Source organism: Halarchaeum acidiphilum MH1-52-1, assembly GCF_000474235.1.
Lineage (GTDB): Archaea > Halobacteriota > Halobacteria > Halobacteriales > Halobacteriaceae > Halarchaeum > Halarchaeum acidiphilum.
In genome coordinates this window covers 1-18,698 of the sequence record NZ_BATA01000052.1, presented here as the reverse complement: position 1 = coordinate 18,698, position 18,698 = coordinate 1, and the positions used below count along the sequence as shown (strand labels likewise).

At 69.9% G+C, this 18,698-nt stretch carries 24 protein-coding genes and 1 pseudogene; 11 read left to right on the top strand and 14 right to left on the bottom strand.

Going from position 1 to position 18,698, the window contains the following annotated elements; all coding sequences use genetic code 11:
* Positions 1-65 precede the first annotated feature (65 nt).
* The 6 genes from AOZ13_RS09780 to AOZ13_RS09755 all read right to left on the bottom strand — a co-directional run bounded on the left by AOZ13_RS09780 (position 66) and on the right by AOZ13_RS09755 (position 5,342).
* Entirely contained in the window at positions 66-1,094 is a 1,029-nt protein-coding gene (locus AOZ13_RS09780; protein WP_020221258.1) for a phosphate signaling complex PhoU family protein, read from the bottom strand.
* A gap of 200 nt (positions 1,095-1,294) precedes the next feature.
* On the bottom strand, positions 1,295-2,371 hold the full coding sequence (locus AOZ13_RS09775; protein WP_021780462.1) for an ATP-NAD kinase family protein: 1,077 nt from the start codon (positions 2,369-2,371) through the stop codon (positions 1,295-1,297).
* Between the two features lie 213 nt (positions 2,372-2,584).
* A complete protein-coding gene (locus tag AOZ13_RS09770; RefSeq protein ID WP_081706791.1) occupies positions 2,585-3,370 on the bottom strand; it encodes a competence/damage-inducible protein A in 786 nt (261 codons plus the stop codon).
* A gap of 42 nt (positions 3,371-3,412) precedes the next feature.
* Complete coding sequence (locus tag AOZ13_RS09765; protein WP_020222395.1) at positions 3,413-4,150, bottom strand: DUF5803 family protein; 738 nt, start codon at positions 4,148-4,150, stop codon at positions 3,413-3,415.
* Position 4,151: 1 nt separating this feature from the next.
* Entirely contained in the window at positions 4,152-4,826 is a 675-nt protein-coding gene (locus tag AOZ13_RS09760; protein ID WP_020222396.1) for a DUF2110 family protein, read from the bottom strand.
* The gene (locus tag AOZ13_RS09755) at positions 4,827-5,342 is read right to left on the bottom strand and encodes a transcription factor (RefSeq protein ID WP_044958168.1); all 516 of its coding nucleotides are present in this window, start codon (positions 5,340-5,342) and stop codon (positions 4,827-4,829) included.
* A gap of 210 nt (positions 5,343-5,552) precedes the next feature.
* Between AOZ13_RS09755 and AOZ13_RS09750 the strand changes: the two genes are divergently transcribed.
* Genes AOZ13_RS09750 through AOZ13_RS09735 form a run of 4 tightly spaced genes read left to right on the top strand, consistent with a single transcriptional unit; the run spans position 5,553 to position 7,382 of the window.
* Positions 5,553-5,927, top strand: coding sequence for a hypothetical protein (locus AOZ13_RS09750; protein WP_020222398.1), 375 nt, complete (start codon positions 5,553-5,555; stop codon positions 5,925-5,927).
* Between the two features lie 47 nt (positions 5,928-5,974).
* Complete coding sequence (locus tag AOZ13_RS09745) at positions 5,975-6,358, top strand: hypothetical protein (protein WP_148294582.1); 384 nt, start codon at positions 5,975-5,977, stop codon at positions 6,356-6,358.
* A gap of 25 nt (positions 6,359-6,383) precedes the next feature.
* Entirely contained in the window at positions 6,384-6,746 is a 363-nt protein-coding gene (locus AOZ13_RS09740) for a hypothetical protein (RefSeq protein WP_021780458.1), read from the top strand.
* Between the two features lie 42 nt (positions 6,747-6,788).
* Positions 6,789-7,382, top strand: coding sequence for a helix-turn-helix domain-containing protein (locus AOZ13_RS09735; RefSeq protein ID WP_020221116.1), 594 nt, complete (start codon positions 6,789-6,791; stop codon positions 7,380-7,382).
* On the opposite strand, the gene AOZ13_RS09730 is transcribed toward AOZ13_RS09735, so the two are convergent.
* The gene (locus AOZ13_RS09730; RefSeq protein WP_020221115.1) at positions 7,368-7,925 is read right to left on the bottom strand and encodes a tRNA (cytidine(56)-2'-O)-methyltransferase; all 558 of its coding nucleotides are present in this window, start codon (positions 7,923-7,925) and stop codon (positions 7,368-7,370) included. The genes AOZ13_RS09735 and AOZ13_RS09730 overlap by 15 nt on opposite strands.
* A gap of 92 nt (positions 7,926-8,017) precedes the next feature.
* Between AOZ13_RS09730 and AOZ13_RS09725 the strand changes: the two genes are divergently transcribed.
* Positions 8,018-8,959 carry an NAD-dependent epimerase/dehydratase family protein gene (locus tag AOZ13_RS09725; RefSeq protein ID WP_021780457.1) on the top strand — a complete coding sequence of 314 codons (942 nt, stop codon included), beginning with the start codon at positions 8,018-8,020 and terminating at the stop codon, positions 8,957-8,959.
* Between the two features lie 65 nt (positions 8,960-9,024).
* On the top strand, positions 9,025-9,675 hold the full coding sequence (locus tag AOZ13_RS09720; RefSeq protein ID WP_021780456.1) for an RAD55 family ATPase: 651 nt from the start codon (positions 9,025-9,027) through the stop codon (positions 9,673-9,675).
* Positions 9,676-9,679: 4 nt separating this feature from the next.
* Here AOZ13_RS09720 and AOZ13_RS09715 read toward each other — a convergent pair whose 3' ends face one another.
* The gene (locus AOZ13_RS09715) at positions 9,680-10,135 is read right to left on the bottom strand and encodes a hypothetical protein (RefSeq protein WP_021780455.1); all 456 of its coding nucleotides are present in this window, start codon (positions 10,133-10,135) and stop codon (positions 9,680-9,682) included.
* Positions 10,136-10,222: 87 nt separating this feature from the next.
* Here AOZ13_RS09715 and mobA point away from each other — a divergent pair, with 87 nt between their 5' ends.
* Complete coding sequence (mobA, locus tag AOZ13_RS09710; protein ID WP_021780454.1) at positions 10,223-10,849, top strand: molybdenum cofactor guanylyltransferase; 627 nt, start codon at positions 10,223-10,225, stop codon at positions 10,847-10,849.
* Positions 10,850-10,855: 6 nt separating this feature from the next.
* Here the strand turns inward: mobA and AOZ13_RS09705 are convergent, their stop codons facing one another.
* From AOZ13_RS09705 to AOZ13_RS09695, 3 genes are all read right to left on the bottom strand, one after another.
* Positions 10,856-11,161, bottom strand: a complete 306-nt coding sequence (locus AOZ13_RS09705; protein ID WP_020221991.1) for a PadR family transcriptional regulator — start codon at positions 11,159-11,161, stop codon at positions 10,856-10,858.
* 61 nt (positions 11,162-11,222) lie between these two features.
* Complete coding sequence (locus AOZ13_RS09700; RefSeq protein WP_020221992.1) at positions 11,223-12,302, bottom strand: beta propeller repeat protein; 1,080 nt, start codon at positions 12,300-12,302, stop codon at positions 11,223-11,225.
* A 104-nt stretch (positions 12,303-12,406) separates the two neighbouring features.
* A complete protein-coding gene (locus tag AOZ13_RS09695) occupies positions 12,407-13,375 on the bottom strand; it encodes a beta propeller repeat protein (RefSeq protein ID WP_021780453.1) in 969 nt (322 codons plus the stop codon).
* Between the two features lie 64 nt (positions 13,376-13,439).
* Here AOZ13_RS09695 and AOZ13_RS09690 point away from each other — a divergent pair, with 64 nt between their 5' ends.
* The 4 genes and pseudogenes from AOZ13_RS09690 to AOZ13_RS09675 all read left to right on the top strand — a co-directional run bounded on the left by AOZ13_RS09690 (position 13,440) and on the right by AOZ13_RS09675 (position 16,200).
* Entirely contained in the window at positions 13,440-13,820 is a 381-nt protein-coding gene (locus AOZ13_RS09690) for a rhodanese-like domain-containing protein (protein ID WP_020221994.1), read from the top strand.
* A 30-nt stretch (positions 13,821-13,850) separates the two neighbouring features.
* Positions 13,851-14,818, top strand: a pseudogene (locus tag AOZ13_RS09685) (Gfo/Idh/MocA family protein).
* Between the two features lie 55 nt (positions 14,819-14,873).
* Complete coding sequence (locus AOZ13_RS09680) at positions 14,874-15,086, top strand: hypothetical protein (protein WP_020221996.1); 213 nt, start codon at positions 14,874-14,876, stop codon at positions 15,084-15,086.
* 94 nt (positions 15,087-15,180) lie between these two features.
* Positions 15,181-16,200, top strand: coding sequence for an NADP-dependent oxidoreductase (locus AOZ13_RS09675; protein WP_020221997.1), 1,020 nt, complete (start codon positions 15,181-15,183; stop codon positions 16,198-16,200).
* 294 nt (positions 16,201-16,494) lie between these two features.
* Here the strand turns inward: AOZ13_RS09675 and AOZ13_RS09670 are convergent, their stop codons facing one another.
* The 3 genes from AOZ13_RS09670 to AOZ13_RS09660 form a co-directional block, all read right to left on the bottom strand.
* A complete protein-coding gene (locus tag AOZ13_RS09670) occupies positions 16,495-17,457 on the bottom strand; it encodes a transcription initiation factor IIB (protein ID WP_021780450.1) in 963 nt (320 codons plus the stop codon).
* Between the two features lie 154 nt (positions 17,458-17,611).
* A complete protein-coding gene (locus tag AOZ13_RS09665; RefSeq protein ID WP_020221283.1) occupies positions 17,612-18,043 on the bottom strand; it encodes a plastocyanin/azurin family copper-binding protein in 432 nt (143 codons plus the stop codon).
* 73 nt (positions 18,044-18,116) lie between these two features.
* Positions 18,117-18,608 carry a DsbA family protein gene (locus tag AOZ13_RS09660; RefSeq protein ID WP_148294581.1) on the bottom strand — a complete coding sequence of 164 codons (492 nt, stop codon included), beginning with the start codon at positions 18,606-18,608 and terminating at the stop codon, positions 18,117-18,119.
* Positions 18,609-18,698 lie beyond the last annotated feature (90 nt).

The following is an 18,698-nucleotide window of genomic DNA, read 5'->3' as shown; positions in this document are numbered from 1 at the left end:
GGAGGACGACGACCACGACGTCGGGCGTCGGCGGTCTCTTCTCCGATCGGGCGCCCTGACGTGCGCTACTCCAGCGTCGTGTGCGCGGACTGCTCGTTGAGCGCGAGGTTCGCGGCGATCTCGGCGTTGCGCATGGCGAGTTCGGCGATCTGTTGGAGGCTGACGAGGACGTCTCGGACGCGCAGCAGGCGGAGGTTCTCCATCTCCGGGAGGGCTTCGAGCATCTCCGTTTCGAGGTCGTCGACCTGTTCGAAGCGCTCGCGGCACTGGACGTGTTTCGCGTAGTCGCGCTCGACGACGGCCTCGACGGCCAGCGCGGTCAGTTCGTCCACCTGATCGGTGAACTCGCGGATCTGTCGCATCGTCGCGTTGTCCACGTCGAGGGTGTGCCCGTCGGATTCGAGGACGATCTCCGCGATGTCCTCGGCGTTGTCGGCGGTGAGTTCGAGGTTCTTCGCGACGGAGCGATAGCCGATGAGCGGGAAGCCGTCGTCGAGACCGACGGCGCGCGCGAGGTTCGGGTTCTCGTAGGCGGTGAAGATCAGCCTGAGGAGGAGGACGAAGATCTTGTTCGCTTGTCGTTCGCGGTTGAGCGCGCGCTGCGCGAGATCAGGGTTGCCGTGCGCGAGCGCCTTCACGGCCTCGCCGCGCATCGTGCTCCCGGTGTTCTCCAGTCGCCGGAGGAGGTTGTCGAGCGTGAAATCCTCGGGATCGACCGAACACCGGATGGTGATTCGTTCGGGCGTCTCCTCGACGACGCCGAGACCCATGAGCTGCGTCTCGGCCTTGTAGACGGCGTTGATGTGCGCGCTGTCGAGCGTCTCCTCGTCGGTGACGTGTATGACGCGGCGTCCGAGGACGTACTGGCCGACGATGGCGCGTTCGACCGCCGCGGCGTCGAACGTCTCCGCGTGGATCGTCGCCTCGCTCTCGTCGTCCCGCGCCGATGGCGGCGTCACCGTCAGCGTCCCCTTCCCGCTCTCGCGCACCGTGACCTCGTCCCCCTTCTCGACGTTCTGCGAGCGCGCCCACTCCGCCGGCAGCGTCATCGCGAGCGTCGACGGCCCGAGACGCTGCACCTTTCGGCTCTCCATGCCCGGACCGTAGCAACTGAATTACCTTAAGCTTGCGCTCGACACATTATATTCTCTAAGGACTCGTGCCGACTCGCCCGATTCCGACGCGAACGCGGGCTCGAACATCCGACGCGATACGGCCGAGACGCTCCCGTGCGGCGGATTCGACGCGAATACCGCATCGGTTTCCATGCCATCCGTATGACCTTAAACGTCTCTCACTCGACTTTCACGAGCCGTCGGGTGTGTCGGCCCGTCCGAACGCGAAGCCATCCGCGGAGCTCCGCGTCGAGGTCGCGATCGCCCGTGTCGACGTGGAGCACGCCGGTCTCCGCGAGCTTCGATGGTGAGGCGACGACCGCGAGTTCGCATCGCCGGACGACCGCGGGGCTGAGCTGCTGGTTCCCGCGCCCGAGCACGAACCCCTGTCCGCCGATCGGCGAGACGACCGCGACGTTGCGCTCCCCGAGCGCGTCGAGGAGTTCCGCCTCGCTCGCGTCGCGCGCCAGCACCTCGCCGTCGCGCCAGACGTCCACGCCGAGCGGGGAGCCATCGAAGCCGAGTTCGCGCTTGATCGCGCCGACCGTCCCGCCCGGCCCGAGGAGGTAGGTCACGCCCGCCTCCGCGTCGGCGGCGAACCCCGCAGCGAGCGCGTCGACGCTCCCCGCCGTCCGCTGCTTGCCGGCCTGCAGTGCCTCCGCGACAGGCACCGTCGCGACCGCCTTCAGTTCCGCGCGGACCTCGCCCGCCCGATAGGCGTCCTCGTCGATGTCGTTCACCTCGCGGCGCTCCGTGCGCTCGAACGTCGCGGCGATCCGCCCCGCGTCGCGCGGCGTCCGCGCGAAGACGGACGAGTAGACCTTCACGCCCGCGGGCACGCCGAGCATCGGCGTCTCGCTTCCGCGTTCGTCGAGCGTCGTCGCCACGTCCGTCGCGGTGCCGTCCCCGCCGACGAAGAGGACGAGGTCGACACCGCGTTCGACGAACGCCCGCACCGCGTCACGGGTGTCCGCGGCCGTCGTCTCGCCCTCCCCCGGATCGCCGACGACCGTCGGCTCGAAGCCGGCCCCGCGGGCCTCGTCCTCGCCCATCTCGCCCCCGTACGCGACCAGCCCGATCTCGCTCCCGTCGCCCGCGACGTCCGCGAGCGCCCGGAGCGCCGCGCTCGCTCGCCCGGGTGCGCGCGGCTCCGCCCCGCGTTCGCGCGCCTCCGCGACCCGCTCGTCCGTCCCCTTCAGCCCGACGCGCCCCCCCATTCCCGCGATGGGGTTGACGACGACGCCGATGGTGCGCATACCGTCAGCTACTCGCGTGCCGCCTAAAGCCCGTTCGCACCACCGCGCGTGCCGGCAATGCTAAACGATTAAGGGCGCGCCCGCAGAACCCATCGCCTATGTTCGTACCCCTCGCGGAGACCGCGCTCCCCATCAGCGCGATGAGCTGGATCGTCCTCGTGCTCGGCATCGTCCTCGCGGCCGCGTGGTGGGCCTACGAGGTCCGCTGACCCCCTATTCCTCGCCGCGCTCGCCGCGCTCGACCCGCTCGCCGCACTCGACTCGCTCGCCACACTCGACTCGCTCGCCGCGCTCGACCCGCTCGCCACACTCGACCCGCTCGCCACACTCGACTCGATCGCGGAGCCACGCGGCCGCCTTCTTCACTTCCGATTCGTCCGTCCCGCGGATCCGCACGTCCACGCCGTCGCCGGGGTAGCTCCCGACCGCGACGTCGAAGCGCTCGCGGACGCCCTCGATCCGATCGACGAGCGCGCTCTCGGGTTCGGCCGCGTAGACGGTCTCGACGTGTCGCGTCTCGCCCGCGAACTCGCCGCTCACGCGCTCGAACATCGCCTGCATCTCGCTCGGGACGCCCGGGAGCACGTAGCAGTTCTCGACGACCGCACCGGGCGCGACGCCCGCCTCGTTCGGCAGGAAGCGCGCGCCGTCGGGGAGGCGCGTCGCGCTCGCCGCGGCGTTCGAGTACCCGTCGTGCGTCTCGAACCACGCCACGGCGTCCGGGTGGTCGATCAGCTCGCGATCGAACGCCGCCGCGACGGCGGCCATCGTCACGTCGTCCGGTGTCGGCCCGAGACCGCCAGTCACCGCCACGGCGTCGTATCGGGCCGCGAGGTCGCGGACGGACGCCTCGATCGCGTCGGATTCGTCCGGGACGACGACGACGCGCCGCACGCTCGCGCCGCGCTCGGTGAGCCGGCGGCCGAGCCACGCCGCGTTCGTGTTCGTCGTCTCGCCCGCGAGCACCTCGTCGCCCACCGTCAACACGGCCACGTCCATACGCGATCTCAGCGTCCGCGTCGGCAAAAAGACCGGAGGGGATCAGTCGTCGCGGACGTCGAGACCGCTCTCCGCCCGCTCGCGTTCGAGCCGGCGGATCTGGAGGCGGTAGTAGATCAGGCCGACGACGGCGACGAGCGCCGCGAGTCCGAGCAGGCCGCCGAAGAGGTAGACGTCGCGCATCAGGAAGAACTGGACGCTGAGCGCCTCCGCGTCGACCGAGTTCCAGTGCAGGTGCACGCGGTCGTGCACGATCGTCCGCTCGTAGCCGCCGGGGCTGACGCTCCCGAAGACCGGGATGCGAACGCGCATCCCCGCGGGCAGAACGACCTCGTGTGCGTGCCCGGAGAGGACGACGGGGACGTCGAGCGAGCGATCGCCCATCGGCGCGGTGTACGCGAACGTCCCGTTCTCCGCCGGCGTCGTCACCGTCACCGCGTCGCGCGACTGGGAGACGTCGATCGCGGAGGCGTTCACCACCGTCCCGTTCGAATAGCGGAACTGGACCGCCCGGATCGCGACGGGGCTTTCCCCCGTGAACTGACTCTGCTGGGAGAACCGCAGGGAACTCGCGTTCGCGCCCGTGACGTTCACCACCGCCTGATACTGCCCGCCGGTCGCGTTCACGACCACGGAGGCGTTCTGCGCCGCCGTCGCGTTCCAGTCGTACGTCGCGTTCTGCGCGAGCTGCTGGTCGCTGACCGTGCTCGTCCCCATACAGCCGGCGCCCGCGGCGAGCAGGCCGACGGCGACGAGGAGGAGGAGCCAGCGCCGTCGCATCTCAGGGTACCACGCAGAGCAGCTCCGCCGGAACGTACTCGCCGATGCTCGCGAGCAGGCCCGGAGCGTCGGTGCCCTCGCGACAGACGATGCTCTGCTCCAAGAGTCCGAGGCGCTCGACCGTCACGATGTCGCGGGCGTGCCCCGCGCGATTGACGGTCGCGCGGACCTCCGCGCGCGTCGCCGAGTTCACGTTCACTCGCCCGCTCTCGGCGCGCGTCCAGTCGTAGAGCCGGTCGCGCTCCGCGTCAGCGAACTCGTGCGCGCCGTCCGCGTCGTAGGCGAATTGGACTGGCATGTGCTGCACCAGCCCGAAGCGCGTGCGCACCTGCTCGGGCGACCCCGGGCCGAGGTCGAGACCGTCCGCGGGGATTCTGACCTCTTCGCCGGCGTCGAGGACGAATCCGTCGTCGTCCCACCCTTCGAGGGTGCCGACGTACGTCTCGCCGGCCTCGAACTGCGGCGTGATGGCGCCCCACTCCTCGCGGAGGACGTTGCGCGCGACGGGCGCGTCCTCGCCCGTGACGGTCACGGAGGGGAAGTCGTCGCCGCGCAGGCCGACGTCGAATTCGACGTCGAGGTCGTCGAGGCTGTTGCCGACGAGCGAGGTGAGTGAGTCGAGCGCGCGCTCGCGGGCGTCGCCCTCGACGTACACCTTGGTGGCGAGGACGACCATTCAGACGATACCCAGTTCGGATTCGAGCGCGTCGAGGCGCTCGTCGATGGCTTCGACCATCTCGTCGTTCCCCATCGCCTCCAGCGGCGAGCCGCACTCGGGGCACTCGAACCCGAAGTCCATCGCCTCGTCGAACTCGAAGCGGATGGAGTCGACCTCGCAGAGGTAGAACTCGTTGTTCATCTCGTACTCGCGGCGCTCCTCGAGGGCCTCGCGGAGGCGGTCCATCTCGTCGTGGAGGTTCGCCGGGACGTTCTCGTAGTGGAACGTCCAGAGGTAGGTGAGCCACCCCGAGTCCTCGTCGCGCACCCGCCGATAGGTCGCGAGATCGTTCTCGTAGAGGATGAACAACGCCCGGCGGACGTCGTTCAGTTCGAGGTCGAGGCGCTCCGCGAGCTCCTCGTCCGTCACCTCGCCGTCCGGGGGCGCCGCCGCGACCGGCATCCCCTTCGGGCCGACTAGCTCGTGGAGGTATTTCTGTACGACTGGGTCCTCCAACATACCCTCGAAAGCCATGATACGCGTAACTCGGGGCCGAGCGACCCTTAATACCATCGGGTACGGTGCACGCGGAACCGACCACTGGGAGCTCCGTGGACGGAGCGAACGGGGAGCGAAGCGACCCGTGAGCCGCGCGACGCGGAGCGAACGAACGTGAGCGATGCGCGAGTCGTCCTGCAAGTTGGCCACACAACACTAATGCGCCAGACGTAACACCATCTGAACGTGTTCCTCCACGAACTGTACGAGACAGCCCGAGAGCGCGACGGCGCCCCCGCGCTCACCCTCTGGACCGTCGCGATCGCCCTGCTCGCCGTCGCGTTCGACTGGTCGCTCGCGTTCGCCGTCGGCGTCTACGCCGGCGGGATCAGCCTTCGTGTCGTCGTGCTGGCCGTGGATGTGTTCGTCCCCGACCCGTTCCTGAGTATCGCCGTGGGAAGCCTCGGCGTCGCCGGCGGCCTCGGGGGTCTCTACGCTCTCGCGACGCACGGCGAAGCCACCGCCCTACTCGTCTGTTTCGGCATCGCGTTCGGCGTCGTCGGGTGCTACGTCGTCGCCGACGGTGTGCGGCGCTACCGGGTGCGTTCGGCGAAGTCGTAGCCCGTCCCGACGGAAAGGCTTAGGTGCTCGACGCCCGTGGTTCGCCCGTGTCCCTCCACGACTTCCGCGAGGCCGTCCGGGAGCGCGCGAGCGCTCGCGTCCTCCTCGGCTGGGTCGTCGTCGCGGCCGTGTTCACCGTCGCCAACGGCTGGTCGGTCGCCGACTTCGCCCTCCTCCTCGTCGTCCTCGTCGCCGCGTCCGTCGCGCCGGCCGTCGCCGCCGCGCTCGGCGTCCCCGCGTGGGTCCGATCGGTCGTCGGCGGATGCTGTGCGGTCGCGTTCGGCGCGGCCGCCCTCTACGGCTACGGTGGCGCGGCCGCGCCCCTGACGACGCTCCTCTTGGTCGGGTTCGTCCTCGCCGGTGTCGTGATCGCCGTCCGCGCCGTCCGCGACTCGCCGCTGACCGCCGACGCGGACGGCGAAACGGCTTAGCCGTCGCGGAGCCAACCGTTCGCTCGTGTCCCCCCACGACTTTCGCGAGGCCGTCCGGGAGCGCGCGAACGCTCGCGTCCTCCTCGGCTGGGTCGTCGTCGCGGCCGTGCTGACCGTCGCGAGAGGCGGGTCGCTCGCCGACTTCGCCCTCCTCGCCGCCGCCGGTGTCGCGGTCCCGCTCGCGGCCGCTCTCGCGGACACGTTCGGCGTCCCGCGACGGGTCCGACGGGCGGGCGGCGGCGTCGCGCTCCTCGCGCTCGGAGTCGCGATCATCTATTTCGGTATCGACGCGCACGCCGTCCTCCTCGTGCTCGTCGGCGTCGCGGCCGGTCTCGTCGGCGCGCACGGGCTGATCCGGGCCGTCCGCGACCCGCCGACCGCCACGTGACGTGACCGCGGCGCTTTTCGCCCGACGGCCCGAAACCCGAGCGTGACACCGACGCGCACGCTCGGCTGGCGCGCCGTCGAGGCCGTGGTCCTCGCGGCGTTCGCGTACGCCGTCGGTTTCGGCCTCGCGTTGGCCGTCGTCGTCGGCCTGCTCGCCCTCGGCGTCAGCGCCGCCGAACGCGTCGGCGAGCGCTACGGGTACTCGGTCCTCTGTCGCGACCTCGCGCTCGCGTGCGCCCTCCTCGCGTTCGCCGCGCTCGCGCTCTCGCGTAGCACCGTGTGGTTCCCGGTCGTCGCGCTCCCCGTCTGCGCGTGGCTCTGCCTCGACGCCATCGACGACGCACGCGACGACGCGGAGGAGGCGCGCCGCACGGACCCCCTCGGGGACGCGGATCTCGCGGGCGAACTCCTGCGTGCGGTTCGGGCGGAGCCGCGCCGTCCCGACGAACTCGCCGCCGATCTCGACCTGTCCACCGCGCGCGTCTCGCGGACGCTCGACGCCCTCGCCGATGCGGGAACGGTCGAGCGCGACGACCGGGGGCGCTACCGCGTCGCCGACGACGTCGGTCGACCCTCGCTCATCGCGCTCCCCGCGCGGTTGTGCGATCGACTCGTCGAGCCGCTACGACTCCTCTAGCTCGTCGGGGGAGACGACGGTCTTCCCCGTCTCCTCCGGGAGGACGACCTGCTCGGCGTTCGCCCACTCCCGTTCGAGTTCGCGACCCTCGAAGAGCCGATCGAGGAAGACGGCGAGTCCCGCGACCTCGGAGTGGGGCTGGTTCGTCACGCCGACGTTCCAGTCGGCCTCGTCGTACACCTCGAAGGGCACCTTCTCGCCGCCGACGACGAGCAGGAGCGATTCCGCCGCGTCGCGATGCGCCGCGCGGATCTCGCCCTCGACGTCCTGCACGCGCTCGCCGTACATCGTGAGGTGGACGACGCGGCCGTCCCAGTCGCGGATCGTCGCCTGCTGCGAGTCGTCGAGTTCGGCGTCGAAGGGGCCGCCGAAGCGCGTCGTGATGTCGCGGATGGTCTCCAGCGATTGGCCGGCGTTGTCGGGGAGGATCACGCGATCGGCGCCGAGGGCGCGCGCCGTCAGCCCGACGTGCGTCGTCATCCGGTCGTCGCGTCCCGGCCGGTGGCCCAGCCGGAGCACGGCGACCTCGGGTGCGTCCTGCATACGTCCGATGAGGGGCGCGGGCGGGTAACGGCTTACGGCTTTACACGGAAGCGAGGAGAAAGACACTTGGACGCCGTCGCGCTCTCGTCCGTATGGACCTCACGGAGCAGACGGTCGTCGTGACGGGCGTCGCGGGTCTCGTCGGCTCGCACCTCGCCGCGCGACTGGTGGCCGACAACCGCGTGATCGGCGTGGACGACCTCTCGAAGGGCGACCGCGCGGCGGTGCCCGAGGGCGTCGAGTTCGTCGAGGCGGACCTCCGCGACGCCGCGGAGACGGCCGACGCGATCCCCGAGGGGACGGACGTCGTCTTCCACTTCGCGGCGTACACGGACACGAACTTCGACGACGACCGCACCCTCTTCGAGGAGAACCAAGCGATGACGTACAACGTCCTCGAACGCATGGAGGCGGTCGGCGCCTCGAAGATCGCGTTCACCTCCTCCTCGACCGTCTACGGCGAGGCGCCGATGCCGACGCCGGAGGATTACGCCCCCCTCGAACCCATCAGCATCTACGGCGCGTCGAAGCTCGCCGACGAGGGGCTGCTCTCCGTCTACGGGCACTCCTACGGCGTGCAGGTGTGGCTCTTTCGCTTCGCGAACATCGTCGGGCCGCGCCAGCGCGGCAACGTCATTCCCGACTTCATCGAGAAGCTCCTCGACGATCCCGACACGCTGGAGATCCTCGGGAACGGCCGCCAGCAGAAGTCCTACATGCACGTTGAAGAGTGCGTCGAGGCCATCCAGTACGTCGTCGAGCACGCCGACGGCGACGTGAACACGTACAACCTCGGGACGGAGACGACGACGTCGGTGAACCGCATCGCGGACGTCGTCGCGGACGTCCTCGACGTCGATCCCGACTACGAGTACACGGGCGGCGATCGCGGGTGGACGGGCGACGTCCCGAAGATGCGCCTCTCGATCGAGAAGCTCGCGGCGCTCGGATGGGAGCCGAGTCGGTCGAGCGACGAGGCCGTCAGAGAGGCGACCGAACGGCTCGCCGCCGAGCTGCGCGCGGAGCGCGAATAGGGACCGCGACCATCGACTGCGGGGGTCGGTACGTTTTAACGCCCGTCGGCCGAACGTGTCGCCCGATGAGGGACGGGTACGACGTCGGCGACACCCTGCCGGTGGACGAGATCCCGGCGGGGACCAATCTGATGATCGGCGGGCCACCGTTGACCGGCAAACTCGACATCGCGGTTTCGCTGATCGAGGGCGGCTGTCGGCGCGACGAGGGCGCGATCGCCGTCTCGACGCGGGATAGCGCCGATCGGTTGCTGTCGCGCTCGGAGCCGCTCGCGGACGCCGTGTCCGAGGGACGCGCGGGTATCGTCGATTGCGTGACGCGCGAGCGCGGCGGGGACGTTCGGGACGCCCGGGGGGTGCGCTACGTCTCCTCGCCCGGCGACATCACGGAGATCGGGATCCGGACCGCCGGCGTGCTCCAGCGTCTCGGCGAGCGCGACATCGACGACATTCGCGCGGGTCTCGTCTCCATCCCGACGATGCTGATGTACACGGAGCCGCGCCGGCTCTTTCGCTTCCTCCACGTCTACACGGGGCGCGTCCAAGCGAGAGGGATGCTCGGACTCGCGCTCACCGAACTCGGCGATCGGGAGACGTTCGAGCGCTTCGCGCCGCTGTTCGACGGGATGGTGCAGACGCGGGCGACGGACGCGAGCGAGCGCGAACTCCGCGTCGTCGGCGTCGCGGACGGCCCGACCGAGTGGATCGGCTACTGAGCGCTCAGGAGAACTGTTCCTCGACGGAGTCGTCGAGCGCTTCCCCGTCCCCGTCCGTCTCCTCGACGTCGCGCAGGTCCCTCTCCGGGCTCTCGATGTAGTCGAGCGCGACGTCCGTGAACGCGCCCGTGTCGACGACGGTGTCGCGGTCGAAGCCGACGATGACGCCGCTCCACTCGCCGAGGGGCACTTGGAGGACGACGACCTCGTGGAACCAGCGGACGCTCATGTCGAGGTGGCCGAAGCGGGCGAACTCGGGCTGTTGGAGTTCGTCGTCGAACCCCTTCAGGATGAGGTTCTTGGTCACCTCTTCGATCTCGGCGTCGGTCTGCGCCGTCGCGATGTCGTCGCGACAGTAGACGGTGTCGTACTCCTCGCCGTCGTAGGCGACCGCGCGACGCATCCGTCCGACGTCGCTCCCGTGGAGCGCGTCGATGAACCCCTCGGCGTCCTCGTTCATACGTGACGCCTTGGCGCGACGCGGGGGTTAACCTTACCCCTCGCCGCGGTGCGAGCGTTCTTGTGTCCGGCGCGCCGAACGGCGGGCGTGCACGCCGCAGTCGTCGTCGCGGGCGGCCGCTCGACCCGGTTCGGCGAGCGCGACAAAGCCACCGCGTCGCTCGCCGGGACGCCGCTCGTCCGGCGGGTCGCGGACCGCCTCGTCGGGCCGATCGACGAACTCGTCGTGAACTGTCGGCCCGCCCAACGCGCGGCGATCGAGCGCGCCCTCGACGGCTACCCGCACCCGATGACGTACGCCCTCGACGGTCCCGAGCGCGCGGACGAGGGACCGCTCGCCGGGATGCACGCGGGACTGACGGCCGCCTCCGCCGAGCGCGCGTTCGTCGTCGCCTGCGACGTCCCGTTCGTCGATCCGTCGTTCGTCCGCCACCTCTTCGATCGCGCGGCGGGCCGCGACGCCGCGGTCCCGCGCCGCGACGGGTACGACGAACCCCTGCACGCGGTCTACCGGGTCGCGGCGGCGCGCGACGCCTGTGCGGACGCGCTCGACGCGGGCGAGCGACGCGCGGACGCCGTGCTCGGTGAGCTGGACGCGAGCGCCGTCACGGAGCGCGAGGTGCGAACGCACGCGGCGCCGGGGACGTTCGAGAACCTGAACACGCGCGCGGCGTTCGACGCGGCGGAGGAGCGGTTGCGAGATCGACGGGGGTAGCGTGCGCTAGTGCGCGCGTTCGGCTTCCTCTTCGAGCAGCGTCGAGATGTACTGGTGTTCCCAGTCCTCGCGATCGACGATCTCGCGGCGGCCGCGGCGAGTCAGCGAGTAGGCGTTCGTCCGCTCGTCCTGTTTGCGCTTGTCGAGGAGGCCCTTCTCGCAGAGCGCGTCGAGGTTCGGGTAGAGCCGGCCGTGGTTGATCGTCGTGCCGTAGTAGTCCTCCAGTTCGTCCTTGATGTCGAGCCCGTTCGGCTCGTCGAGGCCGCAGGTGACGAAGAGGAGGTCGCGCTGGAAGCCGGTGAGGTCGTGCATCGCGTGTCTGGACGGAACGACCGACCGCCGCTTAACTCCGGCGGCCAACATGTCTCATACCTTATACCGTCTGCGTCGGTCCCTCGACGATCGCGCCGCTGGCGCCGACGGCGACCGGTGGGGAGTCGCTGAAGTGGGTGAGCGCGACGGCGTTCAGGCCGCTCGACGTCCCGGTGTCGAAGGACTGCCAGCCGCCGCTCCCGGAGAGGCGGTAGCCGGCGCCCGCGGAGCCGACGACGACCTTCGTGCCGGTGTCGGGGTTACGCGAGATGGAGCGGAACGCCTTCGAGCCGAGTTCGATCGGCGTCCAGCGATTACAGACGCAGTCGCGACGGAAGAGGCGGCCGCCGCCGCCCGTGATGTAGACGCGTTCGGCATCAGACGTCTGATACGTGAGGACGTCGTAGAACTTCACCTGCGCGTTCGGGACGCCGACGTCCTTCCACGAGTCGCTCGCGTCCGCGGTCTTGAACGCGTTCCCGGAGGTGTCGGCGGCGAAGCCCTTCTTGACGTTCTGCCCTTGGAAGTCGATCGCGCTGATCTTCGACCCGCTCCCGGGCTTGATCAGCTGATCGAAGACGACACACCCCTTGTCGTTGGTGTGCGCGTCGTACACCTCACCGGACCCGTTCGAGATGTAGACGTTCTCGCTCTCGCGGGTGCCCGTGACGGCGATCCCCTCCCACGTCGAGGTGTGTTCGTGGGGCGCCGAGTAGTCGTACTTCATCCCCTTCTCGACGTCGTACGCGCCGAGCGCGCCGGAGGAGCCGGCGTACCAGATGCGCTTCCCGTCGTCCGTGACGTCCACGGCCTTGAGCATGTTCTCCCGCGTCGCCGGGCCGTGCTTGACGACGGCGGTCCAGTCGCCGCCCTGCCGCGCGAGGATCGTCCCCCCTTTCCCGACGGCGTGCGGTCCCGCCGTCGTGTCGACGACGCCGTAGAGCGTCTGCGAGATGGGCGAGTCGATCTCCGTCCACGGGTCGCTCCCGCCGCTGCTTCCACTGGTACTTTCGCTGCTCCCGTCGCTCGCCGCCGATACCCCGTTCGTGACGAGCGCGCCACCGCCGACGGCGGCAGCCGTTCCGCCCGCGACTTTCAGGAAGGTACGTCTACCCGAACCGCCGGCACTCTGATCCAACATCGCTCGGTGTATCGGACGTCCCCTAAAAGGAATTTGTGGCCCGATAAACGACATATTCCCGGGCGCTACGGCTGCTCGACCGACGAGCACGCCGAGGAGCGCCGTCAGCGCTCGAGGATCGCGCCGCCGTCGCCGACGACGATGTCCGGCCCGTAGTCGCCGCCGATCGCGGCGCCGTTCAAGTGGTTCCCGGTGCCCGTGCCGTACAGCGTGTACCCGGTGTCCGTCCTCTCGACGACGCTCCCCGATCCGCCCGCGCCGAGGAGGCGTCCGTCCCGCTGCACGAGCGCGGAAACCGTCTCGTTCCCCGGCTTGAACGGCGTCCAGCGCCCGCAGGTGCAATCGAGGCGGAATACCCGTCCAGACCCGCCGGCCGCGTAGACGTGCTGGGCGCCGGAGACGACGGCCTTCAGCGGCACCTGCGCGTCCGCGATGCCGATCCGGTCCCACGTCGCCCCGGCGTCGGTCGTCCGGTAGACCGCCGACCCGTTCGTCACCGCGTGTCCGCGCTCGCGAGTGTGGAAGTCGACGCCGGTGATCGTGTACCCGCCGCCGGTGTCGCGCGTCTCCCACTGGAGTTTCCCGCTCCCGTGGCGGCCGATCACGACCGTCCCGTCGCTCGCCGCGAGGTAGACCCGCTCGGCACCGACGCCGCCGAAGACAGCGATGTCGGTGAAGCCGTCGCCCGCGCCGACCGGCTTCGCGTGACTGGTGACGTTCCCGCTCTCGACGTCGAGGAAGCCGACGGTCCCCGAAGCCCCGCAGAACCACAGTCGGTCGCCGTCGTCGGTCGGCGCGCACGCGGAGAGAGTCTTGCTCCGGCCGGCGCCCTTCTCCGTCGACACCGACCACTCCCCCGCGACGCGACGGAGCACCCGCCCGCTCGACCCGACGGCGTACGCCGTCCCCGACGTGTGCGAGACGTCGTGGAGGCTTTCACCGGTGGGAGACACCACCGCTCCCCATCGGTCGTTCGCGGACGCGCCAGTCGTCGCCGCGACGCCGAGCGCCGCGGCCCCCGCACCGCCGAGCGCGCCCAGTAGCCGCCGTCGCGTCAGTATCGTCTGCCCCATGTCCATTCGACTCCGCGTTCTCGGCTTCGCCGTAAAAGGACGCTGGCCGCCGCTCAGGTCCTGTATGACAGCTGACGAGATCGCTGCACGCGGGACCGACAGACCGACACCGCTCGAACGCCTCGTCTCGCCCATGCCCGACGAACTCTCCCCCGAGGAGGTCGAGGAACGACTCGTCGACGACGGGTTCGCTCTCGTCGACATCCGCGATCCCGACAGCTACGCCGCGGGCCACGTCCCCGGCGCCGAGAACCTCACGACGCGCGAACTCCAATCCGTCGTCGAGGATCGCGACTGGGGCGAGTCGGTCGCGTTCGTCTGCTATCTCGGGAAGTCCTCGAAGGAGGCCGCGGCGTTCGTCGAGCAGTACGGCGACGCCGGCGAGACGTACAGCGTCGCGGGCGGCATGGACGCGTGGGACGGTCCCGTCGAGTCGGAGGAGTAGCTTTTCACGTCGGCCCCGCGTCGGGCCGGTATGCGATTCGGGATCCTCAGCACCGCGCACATCGCCCTCGACGCCTTCGTTCCCGGCGTCGCCCGCACCGAACACGACGTCGCGGCCATCGCCTCGCGCGACGCCGAACGCGCCGCCGACGCCGCGGCCGCCCACGACATCCCCGACTCGTACGGGAACTACGAGGCCCTCCTCGACGCGGACGTCGACGCCGTCTACAACCCCCTGCCGAACGGCCTGCACGCCGAGTGGACGAGACGCGCCGCCGACGCCGGACTCCCCGTGCTCTGCGAGAAACCCCTGACGCGCGACGCGCACGAGGCCCGCGACGTCATCGAGCACTGCGCCGACCGCGGCGTCACGCTCATGGAGGCGTTCATGTACCGCTACCACCCGCGGACCGAGCGCGTCCGCGCCCTCCTCGCCGACATGGGCGACGTCGTCTCCGCGTCCGCGACGTTCGGCTTCCCCCTCCGCGGAAGCCCGGACGACGTCCGCCTCGATCCCGGTCTCGCCGGTGGGTCACTGATGGACGTCGGGTGCTACCCCGTCAACGCCCTGCGGACCCTCGTCGCGATCCGGACGCCGTCACCGCGACGACGTTCGATAGCCGCGACTGCGGCGTCGACACCCGTCTCGCCGGGACGTTCGAGTACGCGGGCGGCGCGCGCGCCACCCTCCGCTGTTGGTTCGACGCCCCCGAGCACCAGCGCTACCGGATCGAGACGACCGACGGGTGGATCGAGGCGTCGCCCGCGTTCAACGTCGCCGCGGACGCGCCCGCGGAACTCCGCTACGCCGTCGACGGCCGCACGGTCACGGAGTCGTTCGAGCCGGTCGACCAGTACGCCCGCGAGGCCGAACACTTCGCCGACTGCGTCGAGAGCGGGATGACGCCGCGGACGAGCGGCGAGGACGCGCTCGCGAACATGCGCGTCATCGACGCGCTCTACGAGGCCGCGGCGACCGGCGAGCGCGTCGCACCCTGAGATCAGCGGGGATCGGGGAGAGGAGTTAAGTGCCCACATCGTGTTTATCTTTGACATGTCGCCGTCGGAGGTCGAGCAGGACGTTCACGAGGCGCTCGTCGAGATGGACGACGCCGATGAGGAGTGGGGACTTCGCGATCTCGCCGCTCGCGCCGAAGTCGCGACGGACGGGTACGGGATGCAACTCTGCGAGCGCTGTCTCAACCGCCTCGAAGCGCGGGGCCGCGTCGAGTGGAACGACGGCACGTGGCGTCCCGCCGAGGAGTGAGACCGGGGAGCCGACCGCGTGCCCAACGAGTCGAGAAGAACCGATCCGCGCCGACGCCACAACGCACGTCCCCGTCGAGGTCCTCCGGGCGAGTATGGCGACGAACAGGCAGTTCGTGCTCGCACAGCGACCCGAGGGCGTCCCGGGCGACGACGATTTCGATCTCGTCGAGGCGGACGTGCCGGAACCCGGACCCCGCGAGGTGCTCGTGCGCACCCGCTATCTCAGCGTCGACCCGTACATGCGCGGGCGGATGCGCGACGAGGAATCGTACGCCGAACCCTGGGCCGTCGGCGACGTCCTGCAGGGCGGCGTCGTCGGCGAAGTGGCCGAATCGAACCACCCGGACTTCGAGGCGGGCGACACCGTCACCGGCAACCTCCGCTGGGCCGACTACGCCGTCGCGGCCGGCGACGACCTCGTGCGCGTCGAGACCGGCGGCGTCTCCGATTCCGCCGCGCTCGGCGTCCTCGGCATGCCCGGTCGCACCGCCTACTTCGGCGTCACCGACGTCCTCGACCCCGATCCCGGCGACACCGTCGTCGTCTCCGCCGCCGCGGGCGCCGTCGGGAGCGTCGTCGGCCAGCTCGCGAAGCTAAACGGCTGTCGCGTCGTCGGGATCGCGGGAAGCGACGCCAAGATCGACTTCCTCACCGACGACCTCGGCTTCGACGCCGGGATCAACTACGCCGAGGCGGACGTCGCCGACGCGCTCGGTGACGCCGCGCCCGACGGCGTCGACGGCTACTTCGACAACGTGGGCGGCCCGATCACGGACGCCGTCTTCGAGCACCTGAACGTCCGCGCGTCCGTCGCCGTCTGCGGGCAGATCGCCCTCTACAACGAGGAGGGCGTCCCGACCGGCCCGCGCAAACTCCACACGCTCGTCGAGAAGCGCGCCCGCGTCGAGGGATTCCTCGTCGGCGACTACGCGCCGCGCTTCGAGGAGGCGACGGAGCGACTCGTCGGGTGGGTCCAAGAGGGGGAGATCGCGTTCCGCGAGACGGTCGTCGACGGGTTGGAGAACGCCCCGGACGCCTTCGTCGGACTCTTCGAGGGCGAGAACGTCGGGAAGCAAGTGGTGCGCGTGGAGAGCGAGTTCGACGGAGCGTGAGCGACGTCGAGCACGCGAGTCGCGGCGCTCGCAGTTCCCGAGACGACCCGCGCTCGTGTTCTCGTCGCGCGGGGCGCGACGCCACTCGCGGGTCGCTTCGCTCCGCGTTCGCGTGTTCGAGGTCTCTTCGAACCCCCGTTACTCACGGCTGACGCCGTTCGTCTGTGAGGCGTTCCCACGGGACCCCGTTACTCACGGCTGACGCCGTTCGTCTGTGAGGCGTTCCCACGGGACCCCGCTACTCCCGGCTGACGCCGTTCGCGTTATGGCTCTGAGCGTCAGCGAAGAGCCACGCTATTCGAAGCCCATCGCTTCGATCTGCTCCTGATAGCGGTTGCGGATGGTGACTTCGGTGACCTGCGCGACGTCGGCGACCTCGCGCTGGGTCTTCTTCTCGTTGCAGAGGAGGCTCGCCGCGTAGATGGCCGCGGCGGCGAAGCCCGTGGGACTCTTGCCGGAGAGGAGTCCCTGCTCGGCGGAGATGTCGATGATCTCGTTGGCCTTCGCGATCGTCTCCTCGTTGAGTTCGAGTTCGCTCGCGAAGCGCGGGACGAACTGCTTGGGATCCACCGGCTCCATTTCGAGGGAGAGTTCTTGGGCGACGTAGCGATAGGTGCGTCCGATCTCCTTCTGGTCGACGCGGGAGACCTCCGCGACTTCTTCGAGCGAGCGCGGGATGCCCTCCTTGCGGCAGGCGGCGTAGAGACAGGACGTCGCGACGCCCTCGATGGAGCGCCCGCGGATGAGGTCCTCCTTGAGCGCGCGCCGGTAGATGACGGACGCGACCTCCCGGACGCTCCGCGGGACGCCGAGCGCGGACGCCATCCGGTCGATCTCCGAAAGCGCGAACTGGAGGTTGCGCTCGCCGGCGTCCTTCGTGCGGATGCGCTCCTGCCACTTGCGCAGGCGGTGCATCTGCGAGCGCTTCTTCGAGGAGATCGAGCGCCCGTAGGCGTCCTTGTCCTTCCAGTCGATCTGAGTCGTCAGCCCCTTATCGTGCATCGTCTGCGTGGTCGGCGCGCCCACGCGGCTCTTCTGCTGGCGCTCGGAGTGATTGAATGCGCGCCACTCCGGTCCCCGATCGACGTTGTCCTCCTCCAGTACGAGGCCGCAGTCCTCACAGATGAGCTCCCCCTGATCCGCACTCACCGAGAGGTTAGTGGACTCGCACTCCGGGCACGTGCGCGTCCCCTCCTGCTCCCCGTCGGTTGTCTCCGCCTCGACGTCTCGCTCCTGCTGGCGGCTGCGGCGTGCCATGTATGATCACCAATGACACCGATAGATTTAAGCCCTTTGCCCAGACCGATATAGGTCTCTTTCGGCACTCAGCGGAGATAGGGGGCGTCTCCGGAAGGTCTCTCCGGCAGTCACCCGGCCACCCACGGGTGAAAACAACACCCGTGAGACCCCCTCACACCCGATCCGTCTCGCTCGTCGTCCCGTTCGTCGTCTCGCCCCCCGTGACGACGATGTTCCCGACCATTCCGAGATCGACGTGCGGTTCGCAGACGATGCGGTAGCGTCCGGGGACGGTGAACGTGTAGTCGTCGGTGTGGCCGGCCGTGTAGATCTCCGGGACGCCCGCCCAGTCCGCGCCGTCGGGCTGGCGCTTCGGGACGATGTTGTGGCCGCTGGTCTTCCAGACGAACCGGACGGTGGTGCCGGCGTCGATCGTGAGAGGCTCGTGCGTCCCCGGCCGGAAGGCGTAGTCCACGAGGTCGCACTCGACGGTGTCCGGCGGGAGCGAGGTCGTGGACGTCGAGGGAGCGGACCGGCCACCACAGCCGGCGAGCGCGGACGCGCCCAGCGCGCCGAGGGACGCGAGGTAGGACCGTCGTCTCACGCGCGACCGTAGCCGACGCGCGAGCAAACCCGTATCGCTTCCCGCGTCGCGCACGCCGCCTCGTTCTCGCGTCTCAGTTCGACAGCGCGGCGTCGATCTTCGCGCTGATCGTGTCGTATCCCGGATCGCCGGTCGCCGTGCCGTTCACGAACACGGTCGGCGTCCCGCGGACGCCCATGTCCTTCCCGGTCTGTCGCTCCGCCTTCAGGTAGGGCGTGTACTTCCCGCCCTTCGCCGCGCGGACGACCGCCGTCGCGTCCGCGCCGAGATCCGCGGCGACCGTCCCGAGGTAGTCGTACCCGCGCGCGCCCGCATCGACGTACGCGTCCTGATGGGCGAAGAGCGTGTGGGTGTACTCGAAGAACGCCGCGTCGTCGAGGGCGTCCTGCACCGCGCGCGCCGCGTTCGCCCCCGCCCACGACCACTCCTCGCTCACCGGAATCGGGAAGTCGCGGTGCTCGTAGCGGACCGTTCCGGGTTTCGTGTAGTTCTCGACGATCCGAGGCATGACCTCCGTCGCGTAGTGCGCGCAGTGCGGGCAGGCGTAGTCCTCGAAGACCGTCACGGTCACGTCGCGTCCGGATCGCCGCGGACCGGCGTCGGCATCGAGTCCACCGTCGTGACGTCCGGATCGTCCGGGACGTCAACGTCGGTC